26 protein-coding genes and 1 pseudogene are annotated in these 20041 nt (G+C 61.0%); 11 read left to right on the forward strand and 16 right to left on the reverse strand.

The genetic code is table 11. The features are described from left to right. The 7 genes and pseudogenes from FA740_RS06935 to FA740_RS06960 form a co-directional block, all read right to left on the reverse strand. Positions 1-558: pseudogene (locus tag FA740_RS06935) on the reverse strand (HAD-IC family P-type ATPase); the annotation flags it as partial. Positions 559-591: 33 nt separating this feature from the next. After that, complete coding sequence (locus FA740_RS06940) at positions 592-1179, reverse strand: recombinase family protein (RefSeq protein ID WP_101754700.1); 588 nt, start codon at positions 1177-1179, stop codon at positions 592-594. Positions 1180-1634: 455 nt separating this feature from the next. Further along, entirely contained in the window at positions 1635-3032 is a 1398-nt protein-coding gene (locus tag FA740_RS06945) for a multicopper oxidase family protein (protein WP_246053502.1), read from the reverse strand. A gap of 192 nt (positions 3033-3224) precedes the next feature. Beyond that, positions 3225-3611 carry a rhodanese-like domain-containing protein gene (locus FA740_RS06950; RefSeq protein ID WP_201722141.1) on the reverse strand — a complete coding sequence of 129 codons (387 nt, stop codon included), beginning with the start codon at positions 3609-3611 and terminating at the stop codon, positions 3225-3227. 14 nt (positions 3612-3625) lie between these two features. Next, positions 3626-4537, reverse strand: a complete 912-nt coding sequence (locus FA740_RS06955) for an MBL fold metallo-hydrolase (RefSeq protein WP_067921155.1) — start codon at positions 4535-4537, stop codon at positions 3626-3628. A gap of 2 nt (positions 4538-4539) precedes the next feature. Beyond that, the gene (locus tag FA740_RS20420; RefSeq protein WP_322630180.1) at positions 4540-4839 is read right to left on the reverse strand and encodes a DUF6691 family protein; all 300 of its coding nucleotides are present in this window, start codon (positions 4837-4839) and stop codon (positions 4540-4542) included. Continuing rightward, positions 4772-5116: an ArsR/SmtB family transcription factor gene (locus tag FA740_RS06960; protein WP_067921151.1), complete on the reverse strand. Its 345-nt coding sequence runs from the start codon at positions 5114-5116 to the stop codon at positions 4772-4774. The genes FA740_RS20420 and FA740_RS06960 overlap by 68 nt, the downstream gene beginning before the upstream one ends. A 56-nt stretch (positions 5117-5172) precedes the next feature. Between FA740_RS06960 and FA740_RS06965 the strand changes: the two genes are divergently transcribed. Continuing rightward, complete coding sequence (locus tag FA740_RS06965; protein ID WP_067921149.1) at positions 5173-6027, forward strand: cation efflux transmembrane domain-containing protein; 855 nt, start codon at positions 5173-5175, stop codon at positions 6025-6027. Continuing rightward, positions 6024-6524, forward strand: a complete 501-nt coding sequence (gene lspA, locus FA740_RS06970) for a signal peptidase II (RefSeq protein ID WP_136856050.1) — start codon at positions 6024-6026, stop codon at positions 6522-6524. Before FA740_RS06965 ends, lspA (FA740_RS06970) begins: the two co-directional genes overlap by 4 nt. Here lspA (FA740_RS06970) and FA740_RS06975 read toward each other — a convergent pair. Beyond that, positions 6494-6841 (reverse strand): Nramp family divalent metal transporter, encoded by a 348-nt coding sequence (locus FA740_RS06975; RefSeq protein ID WP_246053503.1) that lies wholly within the window; start codon positions 6839-6841, stop codon positions 6494-6496. The genes lspA (FA740_RS06970) and FA740_RS06975 overlap by 31 nt on opposite strands. A gap of 93 nt (positions 6842-6934) precedes the next feature. Here FA740_RS06975 and mntR point away from each other — a divergent pair, with 93 nt between their 5' ends. Continuing rightward, entirely contained in the window at positions 6935-7387 is a 453-nt protein-coding gene (mntR, locus tag FA740_RS06980; RefSeq protein ID WP_042252241.1) for a manganese-binding transcriptional regulator MntR, read from the forward strand. A gap of 9 nt (positions 7388-7396) precedes the next feature. On the opposite strand, the gene FA740_RS06985 is transcribed toward mntR, so the two are convergent. From FA740_RS06985 to FA740_RS07005, 5 genes are read right to left on the reverse strand one after another with little or no spacing between them, the layout of a single operon-like run. Continuing rightward, positions 7397-8056: a DsbA family protein gene (locus tag FA740_RS06985; protein ID WP_136856051.1), complete on the reverse strand. Its 660-nt coding sequence runs from the start codon at positions 8054-8056 to the stop codon at positions 7397-7399. Then, entirely contained in the window at positions 8053-8490 is a 438-nt protein-coding gene (locus FA740_RS06990; RefSeq protein ID WP_420873135.1) for a disulfide bond formation protein B, read from the reverse strand. Before FA740_RS06990 ends, FA740_RS06985 begins: the two co-directional genes overlap by 4 nt. Then, positions 8477-8962, reverse strand: a complete 486-nt coding sequence (gene lspA, locus FA740_RS06995) for a signal peptidase II (protein WP_136856052.1) — start codon at positions 8960-8962, stop codon at positions 8477-8479. Before lspA (FA740_RS06995) ends, FA740_RS06990 begins: the two co-directional genes overlap by 14 nt. Further along, positions 8959-9570 (reverse strand): methyltransferase family protein, encoded by a 612-nt coding sequence (locus tag FA740_RS07000; RefSeq protein ID WP_169306241.1) that lies wholly within the window; start codon positions 9568-9570, stop codon positions 8959-8961. Before FA740_RS07000 ends, lspA (FA740_RS06995) begins: the two co-directional genes overlap by 4 nt. A gap of 16 nt (positions 9571-9586) precedes the next feature. Then, the gene (locus tag FA740_RS07005; RefSeq protein ID WP_136856054.1) at positions 9587-11851 is read right to left on the reverse strand and encodes a heavy metal translocating P-type ATPase; all 2265 of its coding nucleotides are present in this window, start codon (positions 11849-11851) and stop codon (positions 9587-9589) included. Between the two features lie 90 nt (positions 11852-11941). On the opposite strand from FA740_RS07005, the gene FA740_RS07010 reads away from it, so the two are divergent. The 5 genes from FA740_RS07010 (at position 11942) to FA740_RS07025 (ending at position 15156) form a co-directional block, all read left to right on the forward strand. Continuing rightward, positions 11942-12379 carry a MerR family transcriptional regulator gene (locus tag FA740_RS07010; protein ID WP_136856055.1) on the forward strand — a complete coding sequence of 146 codons (438 nt, stop codon included), beginning with the start codon at positions 11942-11944 and terminating at the stop codon, positions 12377-12379. Between the two features lie 189 nt (positions 12380-12568). Beyond that, positions 12569-12739, forward strand: coding sequence for a hypothetical protein (locus FA740_RS19650; protein WP_169306242.1), 171 nt, complete (start codon positions 12569-12571; stop codon positions 12737-12739). A gap of 8 nt (positions 12740-12747) precedes the next feature. Further along, complete coding sequence (locus FA740_RS07015) at positions 12748-13998, forward strand: M23 family metallopeptidase (RefSeq protein ID WP_136856056.1); 1251 nt, start codon at positions 12748-12750, stop codon at positions 13996-13998. Positions 13999-14109: 111 nt separating this feature from the next. Further along, complete coding sequence (locus FA740_RS07020; protein WP_136856057.1) at positions 14110-14574, forward strand: DUF411 domain-containing protein; 465 nt, start codon at positions 14110-14112, stop codon at positions 14572-14574. A 39-nt stretch (positions 14575-14613) separates the two neighbouring features. After that, entirely contained in the window at positions 14614-15156 is a 543-nt protein-coding gene (locus FA740_RS07025) for a L,D-transpeptidase family protein (protein ID WP_136856058.1), read from the forward strand. 109 nt (positions 15157-15265) lie between these two features. Here FA740_RS07025 and FA740_RS07030 read toward each other — a convergent pair whose 3' ends face one another. After that, the gene (locus FA740_RS07030; RefSeq protein WP_136856059.1) at positions 15266-15904 is read right to left on the reverse strand and encodes a L,D-transpeptidase; all 639 of its coding nucleotides are present in this window, start codon (positions 15902-15904) and stop codon (positions 15266-15268) included. A 350-nt stretch (positions 15905-16254) separates the two neighbouring features. On the opposite strand from FA740_RS07030, the gene FA740_RS07035 reads away from it, so the two are divergent. Then, positions 16255-16920 (forward strand): L,D-transpeptidase, encoded by a 666-nt coding sequence (locus FA740_RS07035; protein ID WP_136856060.1) that lies wholly within the window; start codon positions 16255-16257, stop codon positions 16918-16920. Between the two features lie 40 nt (positions 16921-16960). Here the strand turns inward: FA740_RS07035 and FA740_RS20025 are convergent, their stop codons facing one another. Beyond that, positions 16961-17398 (reverse strand): hypothetical protein, encoded by a 438-nt coding sequence (locus tag FA740_RS20025; protein ID WP_246053504.1) that lies wholly within the window; start codon positions 17396-17398, stop codon positions 16961-16963. 637 nt (positions 17399-18035) lie between these two features. Between FA740_RS20025 and FA740_RS07045 the strand changes: the two genes are divergently transcribed. Then, entirely contained in the window at positions 18036-18320 is a 285-nt protein-coding gene (locus FA740_RS07045; RefSeq protein WP_136856061.1) for a CopG family ribbon-helix-helix protein, read from the forward strand. Further along, on the forward strand, positions 18308-18601 hold the full coding sequence (locus FA740_RS07050) for a type II toxin-antitoxin system RelE/ParE family toxin (RefSeq protein WP_136856062.1): 294 nt from the start codon (positions 18308-18310) through the stop codon (positions 18599-18601). Before FA740_RS07045 ends, FA740_RS07050 begins: the two co-directional genes overlap by 13 nt. 195 nt (positions 18602-18796) lie before the next feature. Here FA740_RS07050 and FA740_RS07055 read toward each other — a convergent pair whose 3' ends face one another. Beyond that, positions 18797-19840 carry an IS30 family transposase gene (locus FA740_RS07055; RefSeq protein WP_136856063.1) on the reverse strand — a complete coding sequence of 348 codons (1044 nt, stop codon included), beginning with the start codon at positions 19838-19840 and terminating at the stop codon, positions 18797-18799. Positions 19841-20041 lie beyond the last annotated feature (201 nt).

Genomic DNA, 20041 nt, shown 5'->3' on the forward strand with positions numbered 1-20041 from the left:
TCAGCTTTCCCTCGTGGGATCGAAGGCCAGCAGCCGCAATGCGTTCAGCGTCACCAGAACCGTCGCGCCGGTATCGGCCAGAATAGCGATCCAAAGCCCGGTGATGCCGAAGACCGTCGTCACCAGAAAGACCACCTTCAGTCCAAGGGCCAAGGTGACGTTCTGCCGGATATTGCCCATCGTCGCCCGTGACAGCCGAATGAGGGCGGGTGCATCGGTGACGCGGTCGCGCAGGATCGCACCGTCGGCCGTTTCCAGCGCCACATCCGTCCCAGACCCCATCGCGATACCGACATGCGCCTCCTTCAAGGCCGGCGCATCATTGATGCCGTCGCCGATCATCATCACGCGGCCTTCGCGGTTCATCGCCCGGATCGCAGTGAGTTTGTCCTCGGGCATCATGCTTGCCCGGAAATCGAGCCCAAGACCTTTGGCGATGGCGGCTGCGGTGCGGGGATTATCGCCCGTCAGCATGGTTGCGCCGAGGCCGATTGCAGCCAGTTGCTTGATGGCCGCTGCAGCATCGCTGCGCGGCTCATCCCGCATCGCGATCACTCCGGGGTCTGATGCCGGAGGGGGCAGAATCCTACGCTAAGGCTTAATTTTTGGGGAATTTCGCTGCAGCGTTCTGTAGACGGTCGGTCTTGAGACAGAGAAGAGCTCAGCTAGATCGCTGATGGAATATTCGCCGGAGGCGTGCATCCGGCTCAGTTCTTTTTGTTGTTTTTCCGAGAGTTTCGGCTGCTTTCCCCGGAGTTTGCCCTTGGCGCGGGCGATGGCCATACCTTCGCGGGTGCGCATGCGGATGAGGTCGGCCTCGAACTCGGCGAAGGTGGCGAGGATGTTGAAGAACATCTTTCCCATCGGGTCGGTCGGATCGTAGACCGATGCGCCGAGGGCAAGCTTGACGCCCTTCTTTTCCAACTGTTCCGCGATGGCCCGTGCGTCGGGGACCGAGCGCGCGAGGCGGTCAAGCTTCGGCACGACAAACACGTCGCCTGCGCGCACGGCGGCGAGGGCCTGGGCGAGACCGGGCCGGTCGCGGTTCGTGCCGGTCAGACCGTGATCTGTGTAGATGCGGTCTTCGGTGACCCCAAGCTCTGCAAGGGCAGCACGCTGCGCCGTCAGATCCTGACGATCGGTGGAGCAGCGGGCATAGCCAATTTTGATCGCGGTCATGCCGAGAGTGTACGGATAAGGGGTGGCATATGCGAATCAAATCGTACCATCTATACGAGATATGATGGAGTGTGGTTTCCATACCGTTCTCAACTCTCTCGCCCCATGTCCGCTCACCGATCCCCTTACGGACGCGTCAAGGGGTGCGGGCCGAGTTTGTCGTTTTTCACAAATAAGTTCAGCAGCCTGTCACAGACGGTTCAGTGAACGGCCGCAGCGTCGAAGCAGCCGTTCGCGCAGATCGCAGCGAACGGCTTGAGGGAGCCCTTTTTGACGAATGCTGCCGAGCGACTGAACGGCCGCTTCGGCGGACCCGCAGCTTAGCGAGGTGTTCTCCGTTCGGGTCTAGACATACTCCGTAATGCGTTTCAACAAGGCGACACCGGCACCTGATAGAACGCCGCAAGAAGACGTAAGCTCTTGACGACGCCCGGTGTCGAGCGGGTGGGGTCCTGTTATGTGACCGTAAACTGCCCCATCATGCCCGCATCCTCGTGTTCGAGGATGTGGCAGTGATACATGAATGGTGTCTCTTCCGAAGCCAGCTTGTCGAACCTCAGCAAGATTTCGGTCGGACCCTGCACACGGACAACATCTTTCCAACCGATCTGCGCCGAGTCGACCGGCCGCCCGTTCTGACTCACGACCCGAAAGGAAGTCCCGTGAACGTGGAAGGTGTGCCGCATCATCATGTCGGCATTAATGCGCCAAAGCTCGGTTTCGCCTGCGCGGACGGTCTCATCAATGCGATCCATGACGTAAGGTGCACCGTTGATCCCCATCGTCTGGCCGCCGCCGCGCATCATGCCCCCGGTGTGCATGTTGAGGGTGAAATTGCGCCTGCGGACCGGATCGCCGAGTGCGGGCGCATCCGAAGGCAGCGAGGTGGGCAGGCGGGTGGGGCCGGCGGGCGCAGCTTCGCCTACATCAAACGACATGATCTCGAGCGGCGCACCACTGTTTCCATCCATCCCCATCATGCCGCGGTCGCCCATCATGCCTCTATCGCCCATCATCATGGAGCCGCCCCTGTCACCCATCATGCCCCCGTTCATCACGCCATTCATCCCGATGTCGCGCGAGACAAGAGAAACAGGTGACCGGTCCGAGAATTCGACCACGATCTCGGCCCGTTCGGCACCGTCGAGTTGCAGGCTGGCCATGGCAAGAGGGCGGGCCAGAAGGCCGCCGTCACTCGCGACCTGGTGGAATTGCCTGCCGTCGGTGAAACGGAAATCATACACGCGCGCATTCGACGCGTTCAGGATACGCAGGCGTACCAGACCCGCCGGAACTGTAAGCTTGGGACGGATCACACCGTTGACGAGGATCTGGTCCCCCTGGAACCCATGCATCCGATCCATCATGCCAAGACTATAGATCATGCGGCCTGACCGATCGAAGCGTCGATCCTGCACGATGAGTGGAAAATCGTTCACGCCATAGTCGTGCGGCAGTGGATCGTCGATCTCGGGGTCGTCGATGACAATCATGCCCGCCAACCCGCGATATACCTGCGGGCCTGTTCGCCCGTGAACATGGCTGTGATAAAACAGCGTTGCCGCCGGGTGATCGACCGGTAATTCCGGCGCCCAGGTCTCGCCCGGGCCGAAAGCAAGTTGCGGCCCACCGTCGAGATAGCCCGGCACGTGCATGCCGTGCCAGTGAGCAGTGATCGGTTCATCGAGACGGTTCATGACACTTATGTTTGCGGTGCGCCCGCGCCGGAACCGCAGCAGCGGTCCGAGGTAATCCTGGGAGTAGCCCCAGGTCTCCGACGTCGCGCCTCCGGTGAACTCGCGTGTTCCGCGTATCGCATCGAGTGTGTTGCCTGCGCCGGGGCCGATCTCCATAACCTCCGGTATCGGCAAAGGCGCGCCGGGTTCGGCGGCCCATGCCCGGCTGATATTAAGTGCTGGGGTTGCGAGCGAGGCTGCGGCTAGGCTAAGGAACTTTCGGCGTCTCACAGTGATACTCCGTCATTGGAAGGGTTGCATCGTCCCAACCGAGGCCGAGCAAATATCGCGATAGCGCTCGCACCGGTGTTAGGCCCGAAGCGGGAGACCCGCGTCTTTCCAGCCCGCCAGACCCCCTTCGATTACAGCGGTGTCATAGCCCATCTGGCGCAGGCTGTCGGCGGCAAGGGCCGCGCGTGCGCCGGACGCACAGAGAACGTGAACACGGCCCGTGCCATCGCGTTTCGCGGCCAAAGCCTCGTTCGCCTTGCCGGTCTCGGGATCGGCCTGTGCTTCGACCAACCCGCGCGGGATGTGGATCGCGCCTTCGATTGCGCCGTCGCTCTTCAGCTCTGCCGTTTCACGCACGTCGAGGATGACATCTCCCTGCGCCATCGCTCTGTGCGCGTCAGCGGGAGCGATTCCATCGACGCGCGATCTTGCGTCCGCGACGAGGTCTTTCATGGACTTGTTCACGATCCTTTCTCCTTTCAGAACTTGTTGACGGGCATTTTCAGGTAGTGCGCACCGTTGCTTTCGGCTTCGGGCAATTGCCCCGCACGCAGGTTGACCTGAAGTGCTGCGAGCATCCGGTCCGGCAGGTCCAGTGTGGCATCCCGATCCTCGCGGGTCTGGATGTAGTCGGCCTTGTCGGTGCCGTCCTTGACATGGACATTCTTGGCTTTGTGGGTGGCAACTGAGGCTTCCCATTCCGGCCTGTCGCGATCCTCGGACCCATAGTCATGACCGACGAAAAGCCGCGTATCCTTGGGCAGAGACAGGATCACCTGGATCGAGTTCCACAAATCCTCGGTGGTGCCACCGGGAAAATCGGCACGGGACGTGCCGCTGTCGGGCTGCATCAGCGTGTCGTGCACGAAGGCCGCATCGCCGCAGACATAGGTGATCGACCCAAGCGTATGCCCCGGGGACAGCATCACCCGAACGTCCAGATCGCCGATGCGGAAGGTATCCCCGTCCGCGAACAGGCGGTCGAAGTCGCGGTGGGGGTCGAAGGCGTCCGGCGTGTTGTAGTAGTCGCGCCAGAGTTCGGCGATGTCGCGGACCTTTTCACCGATGGCGTTTGCAGCACCGGTCCGTTTCTTGAGGTGCGACGACGCCATCATATGATCGGCGTGGGGATGCGTATCGAGTACCCATTCCACCGTCAGGCCGTGCTTCTCCACAAGGCCCAGCACCTGCTCCATGCTGCGCGTATCGGTCGCGAAACGCGCCGGATCGAAGTTCAGCACCACGTCGATCAGTGCGGCCTTCTTCGTCGCGGGATCGGCGCAGATATATTGGATCGACCCGGTGTCGGGCTCGTAGATGCCCCAGACATCGGGGCTGTTCGGCCCAGTCGATGCGGATTGGCGGACGATGGGCTCGTTCAGTTCGGCCACATTTACGCTCCTTTGCTTGCGAATGAGGAAGATGATTTGGCGAAACCGGCGAGGACGATCCCGACCAGCATGGCGGGCAGGAAAATGAGGATGCCTGACGATCCAATCAACAGCGATGTCCAAGCGGGTCCCGGACAGAAGCCGCCTAGGCCCCAGCCCATGCCGAAGATGGCCGCGCCGGTCAGAAGCGGCGCGTCTATGGCGGTGCTGTCCGGCAGATCAAACTGCGACCTTTTACGCCTCACGATAATTGTCACACGCCTCAACACCCACTGCGACCACGTCGAGAAGTGCGTCCACATCGTTCAGAAGGACCGTGATGCGCGGGTTGCTGATACGGTAGCGGATGAAGCGCCCTTCGCGGTCGCTGGCGACAAGCCCGCAGTCCAGCAGGCACCTCAGATGGTTGGAGACGTTGGGTTGCGATAGTTCGGTCCGCTCGACGATCTCGTGAACGGCCAATGGCTCGTTGCAAAGTGCACCGAGGATGGCCAGGCGGCTCGGGTCCGCGAAGCCGCGGAACAGCTTCGCCCGTCGCTCGATGGTCGCGCTCTTGCGGTCATCGACGATTTGGGCCATATCACTCCTCGCTGATACGTCGTTCTTCAATTCATTCTAGCAGGAATAGCGCGACCATGGCCAACACCGAAAGTGCCGGATCGACGGCAGATGTTCCGCCCGTCCGTTACCGGGTTTCCGGTATGGACTGCGCGAAGGATGCCGCGCAGATCGAGCGGGCGGCGCAGTCGGCCGGAGTCGCGGCTGACGATGTGAAAGTGTCGGCGGCGACGCACATCATGACACTGAGCGCCCCCGAAGCGCGCCTGCCGGACATCGAAAAGGCCGTTGCGGTGACCGGCTACGGCTTCGACCGGATCGAGGGCGATGGAGACATTCCGCCGAATCCCGCCCATCAGGACCCGGCCTACCGACGCGCGCTCTGGATCGTCGTGATCCTGAACGTGGGCTACGGTGTCGTTGAAATGATCGGCGGGTTCATCGCCGGGTCACAGGCCGTGAAGGCCGATGCGCTCGATTTCATCGGCGACGGCGCGATCACCTTCCTTGGCCTGCTGGCCATCGGCTGGAGCCTCGCCTGGCGGGCACGGTCGGCCTTGATCCAGGGCATCTTCCTCGGGCTCCTCGGTCTCGGCGTCCTCGGCACGACCATCGTCCGGGTCTTCGAACGGACGACGCCGGATGCGGGTCTCATGGGCCTGCTTGGCATGATTGCCCTTGTCGTCAACGTCATCTCCGTTCTGCCGCTGCTGCCGTTCCGCAAGGGCGACGCGAACATGCGGGCCGTCTGGCTTTTCTCTCGCAACGACGCCATCGGCAATGCGGCGGTTGTCGTTGCCGCCGGTCTTGTGGCCTGGCTGGGCAGCGCGTGGCCCGACCTTATCGTTGCCTTCGGTATCGCCGGGCTATTCCTGCACTCGTCCTGGGCGATCATTCGCGATGCGCGGGCCGATCTGAAGACGACTGCATGAACAGCCGCGTTCTAGGCGGAGTTTGCGCCATCTCGGCGTTCGCCCTCGATCAGGGCACCAAGGCGCTTGCCCTGAACACACCGGCGCTTGAGCGCGGCGTCGAGGTTCTACCCTTTCTCAATCTCGTGCGGGTTCTGAACGATGGAGTCAGCTTCGGTATGCTGGGCGGGATCGTGCCTTGGTGGGGTCTCATCGCGCTTGCTGGCGTGATCGTGGCATGGCTGCTGATCTGGTTGTGGCGCGCGCCGGACAGGCTGACGGCTGCCGCTCTCGGTCTGATCATCGGCGGCGCGCTCGGCAATGTCCTCGACCGGCTGCGTTATCAGGCCGTCCCGGATTTTCTGGATTTCCATTACGGAACATACCACTGGCCGTCCTTCAATCTTGCGGATGTGGCGATTTTCTGCGGTGCGGCCCTGCTGTTCTGGGACAGCTTCCGCTCTGCGACGGACAAGCCTGGTCAGGGTCAACGCAAGGAAAACACAACGGGGGTGTAACCCATGTTCTCATGGCATGCCTGGGCCAGGTCGCGCCCCGACGCGACGGCAAGGCGCGCACACAGCGATTGCAGGAGGATCGCCATGACATTGGACAACAGCGCCACGAACAACAGCGTATATCCGAAGGCCGCGCCACCCGCCAATGAGGTCGCCCAGTTGCCGGGGTCCATATAGCCGACAGCGACCAGATAACCGGGGCCGACGAAGGATAGAAAGCGCCGGAAACGCGTCGTGCCGCCGCCCACGGCGATCGTGCGGAACACTTCCGACAGGGACGGGGTGTCGCGCTCTTGGCGCCAGGCGGAACGGGACATTCGGCGCAACCTTCTTTGAAAGGAAAAGTTAGCTGCGGCTAACAATCTACCCGTTGGCTTTACCCGTCAATCGATAAGTGCGACACTTGCGAGATGACCGCAGACAATCATGCCACCGCAACCGCCAGCGATACTGTGCACCCGGACAATCGGGCAGAGGCCTTTCATGGCGTCCGTGCTGCCCGGCGCAACGAGTTGGCCGAAGACTACGTCGAACTGATCGCAGAGCTGATCCATGAACAGGGTGAAGCCCGGCCGGTGGATATCGCGGCACGATTGGGGGTGCGCGCGCCGACGGTCACCAAGGCCCTGGATCGCTTGGCCCGTGAGGGGCTGATCACCCGCGAGCGATACAGGTCCGTCTTTCTGACAGAAGAGGGACGACGACTGGCACTGGAATGCCGCCGCCGCCATGCCATTGTGCTGCGGTTCCTGATCCGCCTCGGCCTGGATGCCGAAACGGCGGAACGAGATGCCGAAGGGATCGAGCATCACGTCAGTGAGCGCACACTGGCCTTGTTCGCGGCCTACGCCGATCGGGCCTAGGCCGCCCGGTCAGGATGCCTCCACGGCACTGCGCACATCCGCAAGCAGGCTGTCCATGCTGATATCCGTCATCTGGCGACCATTGAGAAAGAAGGTCGGTGTCTGGCGTATGCCGATCGCCGCGATATCGGCCGCATCCTGATTGAGGATGCCGACGATATCGGGGGACAGACGGGCTGTCTGCGCCTTTTCCATATCCAGACCGGCCGCAGCCGCAATTTGCCATGCAAGGTCCATTCGCGGTGCGCCATGGACAGCCCATTCCGGCTGCCGTTCCAACAGCGCATCGAGGACAGGCTCGAACTTGTCCTGCATGCGCGCAGTCTCCAGGATGCGGACCGCCTCGTCGGACCCCTCGTGAAACACCGCATAGCGCATCACGACGCGGACCTGATCGGGAAACTGCTCGCGGATGTCCTGAACGACCGGATGAAAGGCGCGGCAAGCCTCACAAGATGGATCGAAGAACTCGACCAGCGTGACCGGGGCGTCTTCTGGTCCAAAGCTGGGCGCGTGACCGCGGACCAGCATGTCTGTTTCCACAGCCGGGGCAGCAGCGGCCAGAGTGTCCGCTTCGGCCTGACGATTGCGCGTCAGCACGAGCGCGCCGCCGGCAAAGGCGGCAATCCCGATGGCAGATGTTCCGATGAGCACGGTGCGTCGGTTCATGGGCGTTTTCCTTTCGACAAGATGAGGCAGGCCAGAACGGCTGCAAAGGCGGCGAATGCAAGATAGGGGATGGGCAGGCTCAGGATCGTCTGTGCCTGGTCGGTGCAGGACGGGCCGTCCTTGGTGCAAGGCGCGATGCTCTGCGGGATCAGGCCGGCATAGAGGCCGGAATGCCAGCCAGAAAGGACCAGCCCGGCCAGCGCCAGCGGCAATCCGTAGAGACGTGCCAGACCGTCACCGCGCCACAGTGAGATGGCCAGGACAGGAACCAGCGGAAACATGGCAATGCGCTGGTACCAGCACAGGGTGCAGGGCATCTGCCCCAATACCTCGCCGATGAACAGCGCGCTGAGCGTAGCCGCGAGTGCGACCAGAAAGGCGGACGATATTGCGAGATCATTCCGGGACAGGCCCCGGGGGTCAGGTGCGGTCAAAAGAGGGTTCCTTCGAACGGGAGGGACGGAGCATGGCTGTCAGCACAAGCAAGGCGCCGAGGCTGATCGCGATGTCGGCCCCATTAAAGGTCGGCCAGTGCCAATCACGCCAGTAGACATCCAGAAAATCGGTCACGGCACCTTGCCGCAAGCGGTCGATGATATTGCCCACAGCGCCACCCACGATCAGCGCGAGGCCTATGCGTTCGCGCTTCGCGTCTGCCCGGAAGGCCATTCCCGCAAAGATGATCGCCAGTGCACCTGTCAGGGCAACCATCAGCAAGGGACGACCTGCCATAAGGTCCGACATCATGCCGAAACTCGCCCCTTCGTTGAAACCAAGCGTCAGATTGAAGCCGGGAGAGACGGCATAAATTTCCCCGGGAGACAAGCTGCGCAGGACTGCGAGCTTGGTGATCTGATCAGCAACCGCAGTCGCGGCGATAATCGCCAGGATCAGGGGTGTCTTCATTGCAGCGACCTTTCTCGGATGCCGATCCAGCGCGGAACGGACTGGCAATAGGTGTCGTATGCAGGGCCAAGCGTCCGCCGCAATTCACGTTCTTCTGAGCGGACCTGAACAAGCGCCGAACCTGCGAATAGCAGGACTCCCAAACTTGTCGGGATGGAGGGCACGACCAGAGCGGTTCCGAGCAGCAACATGAGCTGACCGACAAAAACCGGGTTGCGGCTAAAACCGAACAATCCACCCGTGACAAGTGCGCCGGTCGCGCCCTCGGCCACACCGATCCGCCATGACGCAGCCATCGACATCTGGGCGGCAAATGCCAGCATCGCGCCCAGGCTGGCCATGAACAGTCCCGCCAGACCGATCCACACAGGATTTTGGAAACCCCGCAGGGGATCAAGATCGCCCATGCTCGGCATGAGACGCCATGCCAACGACCCAAGGAGGGCCAGAGCGAACGCAGCTCGGAAGCCTAGCGCTACAAGACGGTCGCCGCCCGTGGCGTGATGGAACAACCAGACCGGACGATGCGCCTCCCGGGCATTGATCGCAGAGCCCCAGAAGAACAGGGCCAGATAGGCGCCAAGAAGAACCAGCGCTGCACTGCCCATTCCAGTCATCATCGCCTCAGCGCTTCTGTTCGGGATTGTAGCGCAAGAGGCGCAGGGCGTTCAGGGTCACAAGAACCGTCGCGCCCGTATCAGCCAGGATCGCGATCCATAGACCGGTCATGCCAAGGACGGTGGTGACCAAGAAAATAGCCTTTAATCCTAGCGCGATACTGACGTTCTGCCGGATATTGGCCATTGTGGCCTGCGCCAGCCGGATCTGGGCCGGAATGTCGGTCACCCTGTCGCGCAGGATGGCCGCATCGGCCGTCTCCAGCGCGACGTCCGTGCCGGAGCCCATCGCGACACCGATGCTGGCCTGTTTCAGGGCCGGAGCGTCATTGATGCCATCCCCGATCATCATGACGCCACCTTGAGCGTTCATGTCGCGAATGGCGGCCAGCTTGTCTTCAGGCATCATCTCGGCCTCGAAGCGGATGTTTAGCCCTTCGGCGATGGCGGCAGCAGTGCGTGGGTTGTCGCCGGTCAGCATGATCGAGGAGATGCCCATTTCGGCCAGCTGGCGCACAGCCTCCGCCGCATCGGGCCGCAGCTCGTCACGCATGGCGATGAGACCGAGCGGGACGCCTTTGCGATAGACGGCGACGGCGGTCTTGCCCTCATCCTCGAAGATGGTCGCCTGACGCAGGCCACGACCGTCCAGGCCATCGTTCTCCGACGCATGCCGGGGTGAACTCACCCATGCCAAGGCATCTCCCACGGTCGCTTCGACCCCTCGTCCGGTCAAGGCGCGTGCATCGCGGGCGGGCAGGGGTGTGACGCCCGCCGTTTTGGCCCTGTCCAGGATCGCCACGGCGAGGGGATGGCTCGATCCGCTCTCGACACCAGCGGCGACCTCCAGCAGCTGCGCCTCAGTCGTGGTTCCGAACGTCACCAGGTCAGTGACCTGCGGGCGTCCGTGGGTCAGGGTCCCGGTCTTGTCGAAGGCGACATGGGAAACCTTGGCCGCGGCCTCGATCACTGCGCCGCCCTTCATCAGCATTCCCCGGCGCGCGCCGGTGGACAGGCTCGATGCGATCGAGGCCGGAACCGAAATCACCAGCGCACAAGGGCAGCCGATCAGCAGGAGCGCCAGTCCACGATAGATCCAGGTATCCCATGACTGACCGAACATCAGCGGCGGGAGCACGATGACAAGGGCCGAAACCGCAACGATGGCAGGCATGTACCACCGGCTGAACCGGTCGATGAAGCGTTCCGTGGGGGCGCGGGCTTCTTCCGCTTCCTCGACTAGCCGGATGATCCGGGAAATGGTGTTGTCCTCGGCCGCTTTCGTCACGGTGACCCGCAAGACCGCTTCCGTGTTGATCGAACCGGCAAAAACATTTTCGCCCGGGCCGCGGGTCCGGGGAATGCTCTCTCCGGTCACCGGGCTTTCATCGATCCCGGACGTGCCGTCTGAAATCTCTCCGTCTGCGGGGATCCGGTCGCCGGGACGGACCAGCACCGTCTGACCGATCGTCAGGCTGGACGCGGCAACTTCCCGGGTCACGCCGTCCACCTCCAAGAGCGCCGTTTTCGGAACCAGGTTTGCCAAGGCGCGGATGCCGTCTCTTGCCTTTCCGGCCGCGACACCCTCCAGGACCTCGCCCACGGCAAAGAGAAAGACCACCAAGGCAGCCTCTTCGGCGGCATTGATGAACAACGCGCCGAGGGCTGCGATGGTCATCAATCCCTCGATCGTGAAGATCTGACCCAACCGCGCAGCGGCGAAAGCGCGACGCGCGACGGGGGCGACACCGATAAGGCAGGCCGCGACGAAGGCCCAGCTCCCGATCTGCGGGGCGATCAGCTCCATTGCCCAGGCTGCCGCCAACAAGAGCCCGGTCAGGATGACCAGCCTGCCCTTGCCAGTCTGGTACCATGCCTTGCCGCGGTCGGCAGGGTCGGCAGGGTCGTCATGGACGTGACCGGGGCTGCCATGGCCGGAGTGGTCGGCCTTGGCCACAGCGGGATGAGCGTCGTGGCTGTGGCCTTGATGACTCTCCGGCGCACTCCCCGGGATCACGAAATCCTTCTTTCCTGGCGCACGGGTCTGAATGCCGTATCCAAGCGCACGCACGGTTTTCTCGATCTTGTCCGTGTCGGTCAGGCGTTCATCAACGGTCAGGCGCAGGCGTTCGGACATGATGCCGATCTCCACATCCCTGACGCCAGGCAAGCGGGACACCGCGCCGCGCACCTTGGTCGCGCAGGAGGCGCAATCCATTCCGGACACCGTCCAGTCGCACAGGGTCATGCCGGGTTCATTCGTGATCGTCATCATTCTCTCCTCTGCAGAAAGCAGGGCCGTTGCCATCATCGATTCGGAGGTTTACTCCCTCTAGCAGCTATAGGTTCAAGGAGAATATTCATGCTGACGATCGGAAAGCTGGGAACGTCGACAGGGGTCAAAGTTCCGACGATCCGCTACTACGAGCAAATCGGCCTGCTGCCCGAAGCCGAGCGCAGCGCCGGTAATCAGCGCCTTTATACGCACAAGGCCCATGAACGACTGGCGTTCATCCGACACGCCCGCGAGCTAGGCTTTTCCCTTGAGGCGATCCGCGACCTTCTCAGCCTGTCCGACGATCCCGATCAGCCCTGTGCCGCAGCCGACGCCATCGCCAAAGCGCAGCTTGCCGAGGTCGAAAGCCGTCTTGCCCGCCTGACGGCCCTGAAGACCGAACTTGAGCGCATGGTGGTCCAGTGCGCGGGTGACCGGATTTCCGACTGTCGGGTTATCGAGGTGCTGAGTGATCACTCGCTTTGCGTCAGCGATCACGCAACGAATGATGATGCTAATTCGTGACTTCGCGCCCTCTTCCCGGCATGATCATTGCCGCTTGCAGAGAACGCCATGGTCAGGACGTCCTTACTGACAAGACCGTGATAGCCGGCAATTTGCCTTGAACCTCTAGCTGCTTTAGGTCGCAAAAGGTGTTCGCCAGAAACGACGAGCAGGAGCGGGCATGAAGCCGAAGAGACAGTTGCCAGGCCAATGCTGATGCTGCTTGCCGCCCTGCTGGGTGGAATACGGGGTTGGTTTCGCGCACGTGCACTTGGTGGCAAACGGTTGGATATGATCCAGTACGCAACCGGGTATGCGATAGCCTTCGGATTGTTGGCGGCGATCGTAGGCATTTCCCTTGCCCGCCTTCTTGAACCCTGAGCCGACCCATGACCGCCGTGAGCAGCAAACTTGCCCCCGGCGCCGTATGCCAATTACCTGACAGGATACCGGACGTTATGATCTTGCGAACCTTGCTCACTGTCGGCGCCGTTGCCGTCACGATACCTTTGCATGCTCAAACTTTGGCAGAGCCGATGATCAGCAATGACGTGATTGCCACCATGGTGCAGCACGAGGTGGCGCCAGGGGACACGCTGGACGCGATCCTGTCGCATGCAGGAATCGGCGCCAGCATCAGAAATGAAGCGGCATTGGCCATTTCCGATGTTTTTGACTTGTCCACCCTGAGCCCAGGCCAGATTCTCAGATGGAGTGTCGCCGCCGATGACCCCTCCAGACTGGACCGCTTGTCGCTGCTCAGTCTCGATGGCACAGACATTGTCCTTGATTTTAGCAAGCCTCTCGCAGCGTCCCTGAGGAAAACGGAGATCCTGCTTCGAGACCGCCGCGAAACTTTGGTGCTCGACGGTTCGCTCTATGACGCATTGGCCGTTCGTGATGCGCCTGAAAGTTTTGCAGTGGAACTTGCCGCGCTGCTGGCCGGCCAGATTGATTTCCGCCGCGACCTTCAAGGTGGGGAACGCCTTGCCCTGATCTGGCAGGAAAAAGCCTTGTCTGACGGAACGGTCATGGGCGAACCGCAGCTGGCTTATGCCCGTTTGGAATTGGGCGAAAACATCTATGAAATTGTGGCAGGATCGCTGGAGCAACCCTACAGCCTGTTTCGAAATGGAGCGCCGGTTCAGCATACAGTCCGGCCGGTCGCGGGGGCCCGCCTGTCTTCGGTCTTCGGCAAACGCCGACATCCTGTCCTGGGTGCGCAGCGTATGCATACCGGGGTCGATTACGCGGCGAAGACCGGCACGCCCGTCAAGGTAACCGGAGATGGAAACGTTGTGTTCGCAGGCTCTATGCGGGGCTACGGACGAACGATCGACGTCGATCATGGCGGTGGCGTCGTGACCCGTTATGCGCACCTGTCCCAATTTGCGGATGGAATTTCCCCGGGCGCCGCGTTGAAAGCCGGGGACCGGATCGGTGACGTGGGTGCCACCGGCCTGGTTAGCGGCCCCAATCTTCACTACGAGGTCCGCGTCGACGGCGAGCCGACAGACCCGATCAAGAAAACCCTGACGTCGGAGACTGTCACTGCCCGGCCGGCGGACCGTGTCATTCTGGCGGCTGCGCGTCTCACGACCGGCTACTATCTTCGCACGAACCCTGACGCTCGGAGCTGAAGAGTAAAAACCTTACCCCCCGATAACTGTGGCCATAAACGGCCCGCAGGGTTGGTTACAATGACACTGCACGACTGAATGTCCGCAAGAAAATAGATTGAGAGAGTGATCATGACAGGACTGACACGACGCATGGTGCTTTTGGCTGCTGCAGCCAGCACGATTCCGACATTCTCCTTAGCGAACAACCCGACCGCCATTCATGTCGTGGAAGGAACCGGGTGCGAATGCTGCAAGCAGTGGACCAGTTATCTGAGCAAAAACGGCTTTGAGGTGACCAGTGAAGAGCGGTTCGGCACCTTGCTGATGCAGCACAAGATCGATCTCGGCGTACCCATTGCTCTGACCTCGTGCCATACCGGCAGCGTGGAGGGCTACTTCCTGGAAGGGCATGTGCCTGCCGCAGATATTCGGCGACTGCTGGCCGAGCGTCCCGAAGCCCTTGGACTGACGGTTCCCGGCATGCCATTCGGAAGTCCGGGCATGGGACCCGAAAGCAGGCGCCAGGCCTACGACGTGCTTCTTGTCCGGCAAGACGGCAGCAGCGAAGTCTTTACCCGCTATCCCGAAGCATAATAATAAAAACCAAGCCCTTTCCGAGCAGGAAACAGACCAATGCCAAACTTCTCCCGGCGCCATGCCTCTCTGGCCTTGCTTGCCGTCCTGGCCGCGTGCGGGAAATCCGGGCCCACGGCCCCGGCTCGCGGCGCCATGCCTCAGTTCAAGCGCTATTCCGGCCCTCCGGTCACTCAGGTTGTGGTGCAAAAAGCCGAGCGGCGGATGTTTCTGCTGAACGGACAGACCGTGCTGCGATCCTATAATTTCGGTCTTGGCAATCAGCCGGTCGGCCCCAAGCAGTTCGAGGGCGACGGGAAGACACCAGAAGGCCTCTACTACATCGACCGCTTCAATCCGCGGAGCCGGTATCACCTGTCAGTGGGCATTTCCTATCCGAACGAACGGGATGTGGCCTACGCTGCGCAGTTCGGGCGCAGTGCAGGTAGTGATATCATGTTCCATGGCCGCGGACCGGAAGGAAACGTATTCGCGCCTAAGAACCGGGACTGGACTGCGGGTTGTCTGGCGTTGACCGATCAGGAAATCGAAGACGTCTACGCGATGTTGCAGCCCGGTGTGCCAGTGATGCTCTACCCATAGCAGGAGACGAACAAGTCACGGCCGAAACATAGAATTGCAACGCAGCCTATCCCAAGGGCGCCACTTGCGCCGACGGCTGAAAAGTCGTCGGCGCAAGTGGTATTCGCTGTCAGAACACCGTGACTTGGGTGCCTATCTCGGCGACCTCGAAGAGTTGGGTGACATGTTCGTTATAAAGCCCATAGCACCCGGACGACGATTTCCGTCCGATCTTCCGCGTATCTGCGGTGCCATGCACAAGATAGGCTGGCCAGGACAGATAGAGCCCGTAAGCTCCAAGGGGATTTAAGGGATCGCCGCCCGCCACCCGCTGCGGAAGATTGGGATCTTTCTCGCGCATGCTGGCCGTTGGTGTCCAGGGCGGGTTCTTCACCTTCCGGACGATTTCTGCCTGACCCCGTCGAGTCAGATCTTCAGTCATCGGGATCGAGCAGGGAAAGATAAACTGGACGCTTTCGTCGGCCGACCAGTAATGCACCGCTCGGGATGTGACGTCTGCCAGAATGACACCTTTCCCGATTGTGGGATAAAATTCGCTCCAATGCCGTGCCCGGAATGACGACAGATTGCGCTCCGGCGCACTGCTGGTCGCGGCCGGGACGGGTGCCGGCGTACTTTCATAGATAGGCTGCCCGGTATAGGGATCGAGACCCTGACCAAACGCCGATGTCGCGGGGACAATGACCCCGGCCGCCGCCAGTCCCCGAAGAAAAGTCCTCCGATCACTGAACGTGGGATGATTGACCATTTCCGCCTCTCGTGTTCGCCCTTGGCATCTCAGATCAGACAATAGCCAACCACCGGACACCAACCTAGCCCAAGTGGGCGATAATTTGCGCCGACGTGAGATGTTCGCAACACGCACGACAATATGATCGCTTGGCCTGACTGATAATCTAAAATGATCAGACTTTCGTCATGATCGAGACCTACCGGGTGAGGCAAATCAGGCGCAATTAGATCATCGGAACCTTCCGACGCCAAAAATCAGCCGTTAGCACAAGCGAACTTGATCCGGGGGCTTTATTTTTTGTGTTGGGCCGGTTGCATCAAAGCACATGCTGTGACGATGTAAAACGCAGTATAGGAGCACACAACATGTTGACACGGCGACACTTTATTCAAACCACTACTGCGCTGTTTTCAGCGTCCGTTTCCAGTCCACTGTTCGCGGAATCATGGCCGACTGTTAGTCAGAAGGCAGCATGGGACGCACAGGTTACCCCTCCCGGCTATAATGCAGCAACGTCCAACCCGTGGGGCTTGCACCGGCGTTTCTTACCGCAAAGAGTGCAGGCCAACGAGCGCCTGGTGCCGGGTGATATCCATGTAGATGCTGTGGCAAAGTATCTTTACCACATCGAAGCAGGCGGAACCGCGATGCGGTACGGCGTGGCCATCGGCAGGGGCGATCTGTATGAGCCTGGAGTTTATACGATTAAGCGAAAGGTCGAATGGCCACATTGGACACCCACGCAAAGCATGATTGCCCGAGAGCCAGAGATTTACGCTCAATTTGAAGGTGGGGTGGAACCCGGCCCTGAAAATGCACTCGGCTCACGAGCTCTTTACCTCTATGTCGGCGAAAGAGATACCTACTTGCGCATCCACGGAACCCCGTTTCCCAGAAGCATTGGCACAAGTGCCAGTTCCGGTTGCGTCCGGATGGTCATGGCGCACATTAACGATCTCTATTCGAATGTCGAAATCAGCTCTACCGCGTTTCTTTATTCGGCTGCGGAGAGCGTAGCGACACGGAGCTAGAGTAGCCTCGGTCGTGAAATCCGGCCCGGGCACAACCCGATCAGGTTGAAGCCTGCGATTGCATGCAAATCGGACGACCCTCAGCTGTAGTCAGCGGAAGCAGGGTTGTTTCGACCTGTCCGCGATGTTCGTACCAATAGCAGTTATCATCCGGGAGGAGCCGCGCCGTGGCAACATCCTGCCCCGGCGCGACGAGAGCTATGAGGGTTGGCGGAAGACTTTGGAGATCGGTTTCCGGCGCTGCTGTCCGGGCTGTCATGTTTCCACAACCGGCGGTGATCAAGACAGCTGCCAAGACCATGAAGGATTTATTGTTCATCTCTGTGTCCTCGTGCGCGTTCGCCTTGTCGGCATATCTTTCGCATTCAACATCGCGGCGCACAAGCTCGCCGGGTAGGCTCCTGCGACCCATCGTCTTGATCACGCGACGCGGATTGCGCACCAATAGGACGGGGAAGATCTCATGGGCGCGCTGCACGACGCGCGCAACCTTTGCGGCTCCCGCCACAGGGGATGAGAATGTTCGGGTCTGCGACCTGAGCTTCCCAGAGTTGGCCTTTGTGATGAGTACTGCTCACTGGAGCGTCTTCGCAGACAGTGAACTTATTAAGTTAAGCATTTCAATTTTTTGTCATATTTCCGTCTATCCCCGGAAACATCCACGAAAACTGTGGATAACCGCTCACACGCCACTCAAGTTTGCCTGTCACTATATCTATCGGCAGGCTTCAACGCTCCGGTGACCGCAAAAAAAATCAGCCGCAGAATGTCCCATCGCCGATCCCGGCGTGAGCACACATGACCGAGAACACGCCTGACCGGCTGCTGCGGGCGTGGGTATCAAAATGCAATTTTTACACAAGAACAACATATTGAACGTTACAGTACAGCCAGACTACGGATTGCACTCCCTGCCATGGCAAAGATGCATGGAGCAAGGATGTCGTCTGCAAGGCATACGCACATCTGGCTTTGTCGTAAGAGGCGGAACGGAGCGGCCAGTCAGGAATATCGGGCAAGATTGCGACGTTGGCGAATGCGGGCCAGATGCCCCGTTGGCGGCGCCACGCATCGATGGTATAACGAGGTAATACCATCCGCACCCGGAGGACTTCATGGCTGCCGTTCACCCTGTTGCCGTAAAGCTGGATGCGGAGGTTCATGCCCGGATGCGGGAACTTGCCAAGGCACAGAACCGTACCCCGCATTACCTGATGCGGGAGGCCATTGCTCAGTATGTTGAACGCGAGGAAAAGCGTGAGGCGTTCCGGCAGGAGGCGCTGACGGCATGGGCGTCCTATCAGACCACTGGCCTGCATGTGTCTCATGCCGAGGCGGACGAATGGTTGACTCAGCTCGAAGCTGGTCAGGATGTAGAGCCGCCTGAATGCCACAACTGATCTGGACGCCGAAATCCCTGCAGGGCGTCCAGCGGTGCTATCGGTTTCTGGCTTCCAAAAACCCGGATGCGGCATCCCGCGCCGTCCGGGCCATCCGCGAGGGCATGCAGATCGTGGCCGCGCAGCCGGGCGTAGGGCGCCCGGCCGACAAGATGGCCCCGGAGTTCCGGGAGTGGCTGATCGCGTTCGGGGATAGCGGCTATGCGGTCCTCTACCGGGTGGACGGCGAACAGGCCGTCGTGCTCGCGGTCAGGCATCAGCGTGAGGCAGGTTATTCCTGATCACGGAAGGCATCTGTGCGTGCCGGCCGATCTGAATGGCGATCTGCGCCTCGCTAATCTTTCACTGCTGCACACCTGCAATGATGCAGCGCTCGGGCAGGGTGAGATGCGATGCCGAGAGCATATTCCTCAATCGGCAAAAGCCAGCAAATTATGGCTTATCGCATCTCAGAGGCGGACCCACCCCTGGAAGCGCTAGCCCAAATGCGACAATGGTTGCCGGGAGAGTTTCTCCCGTCTGTAGCCGCGTCCGAGTATGCTAGCCTTGAACACCTCGGCAGGCGTTCGGAAGCCGAGGCACTTGCGCGGCGTGGCATTGAGGCCCGCGCAGAGCTGACGAAGCTCCTCCTGGGAAAGCGTGTTCGGATCGGTGTCGCGGCAGAGCCATCGTCTGAGACGCTTGTTGGCGTTCTCGACGGCGCCTTTCTGCCACGGTGACTGCGCCTCGCAGAACCAGGTTTGGGCGCCCACCTCCGCCTGCAGATGCGGCCAATCGATGAACTCGGAACCACGGTCAAAGGTGATCGATCGGCAGGCATGCCGGGGCAGGGGCGTCAATGCTTGGGCGATCTGCGCCATGATCGGCTTGGTGCGCTTTTCGGTGTTCTTCAACGCGACCAGGAAGCGACTTGTGCGCTCGATCATGGTGGTGACATTGGCCGGCCCGTACTTCTGCCGGAACAGCACCAGGTCAGCCTCCCAGTGACCGAACTGCTTGCGATGCGCGATGATGTCCGGGCGGAACAAGATGCTGAGTTCAGGCGCAAATCTCGGTGGCGGGCGCTTGCGAAGCCGGTAGCCCCGACGGCGCCGGCGGCCAGAGGGCAGGTGGCGCCACAGCTCACCTCGACGACCGTCCTCGGAATAGATGTGCTGATAGATCGTCTCTTGGCAGACCCGGCGCGGGGCACTCTCATATCGCATCCGGCCGGCAATCTGCTCGGGGGTCCAGCCGGACCTCAGGCAGCGCTCGACTTGGTCACGGAGCCCGGGATCACGCACCAGCTTGCGCTGCCGGGCCCGTCGTCCATCCGAATAGCTTTGCGCTACGACGCACCAATAGCCGCTGAGCTTCGGGATCTCGCCGTCATGGAAGTGATTGCGCCGCAGCTCGCGGAAGATCGTCGAGCGGTGCCGGCCAAGCCTGCGCGCCATCTCGTCAGGGCTCAGCTTCATCTGCCGCCAGCGCTCGATCTTGCGGCGCTCGGAAAGGGAAAGGTGAGAGAACCGAACCTTCATTCTATGATCCTTTCATGGCTCAACCCATTGTTGAGCACAGAAAGTCGCATTCCAGGATAGCGCGTGCCCCTGCATGCGGAATCAACTCGAAATGCGACACGGGCGCTGACGTAGCCTGATCTGGGCGGGCGGAGACATCCGCCATCGCAGCCCGCCCGGATCAGGCGGGTAATCTAGGAATGACAGCTTGGAGCCCTTGAG

The organism is Paracoccus hibiscisoli (assembly GCF_005048265.1).
GTDB lineage: Bacteria > Pseudomonadota > Alphaproteobacteria > Rhodobacterales > Rhodobacteraceae > Paracoccus > Paracoccus hibiscisoli.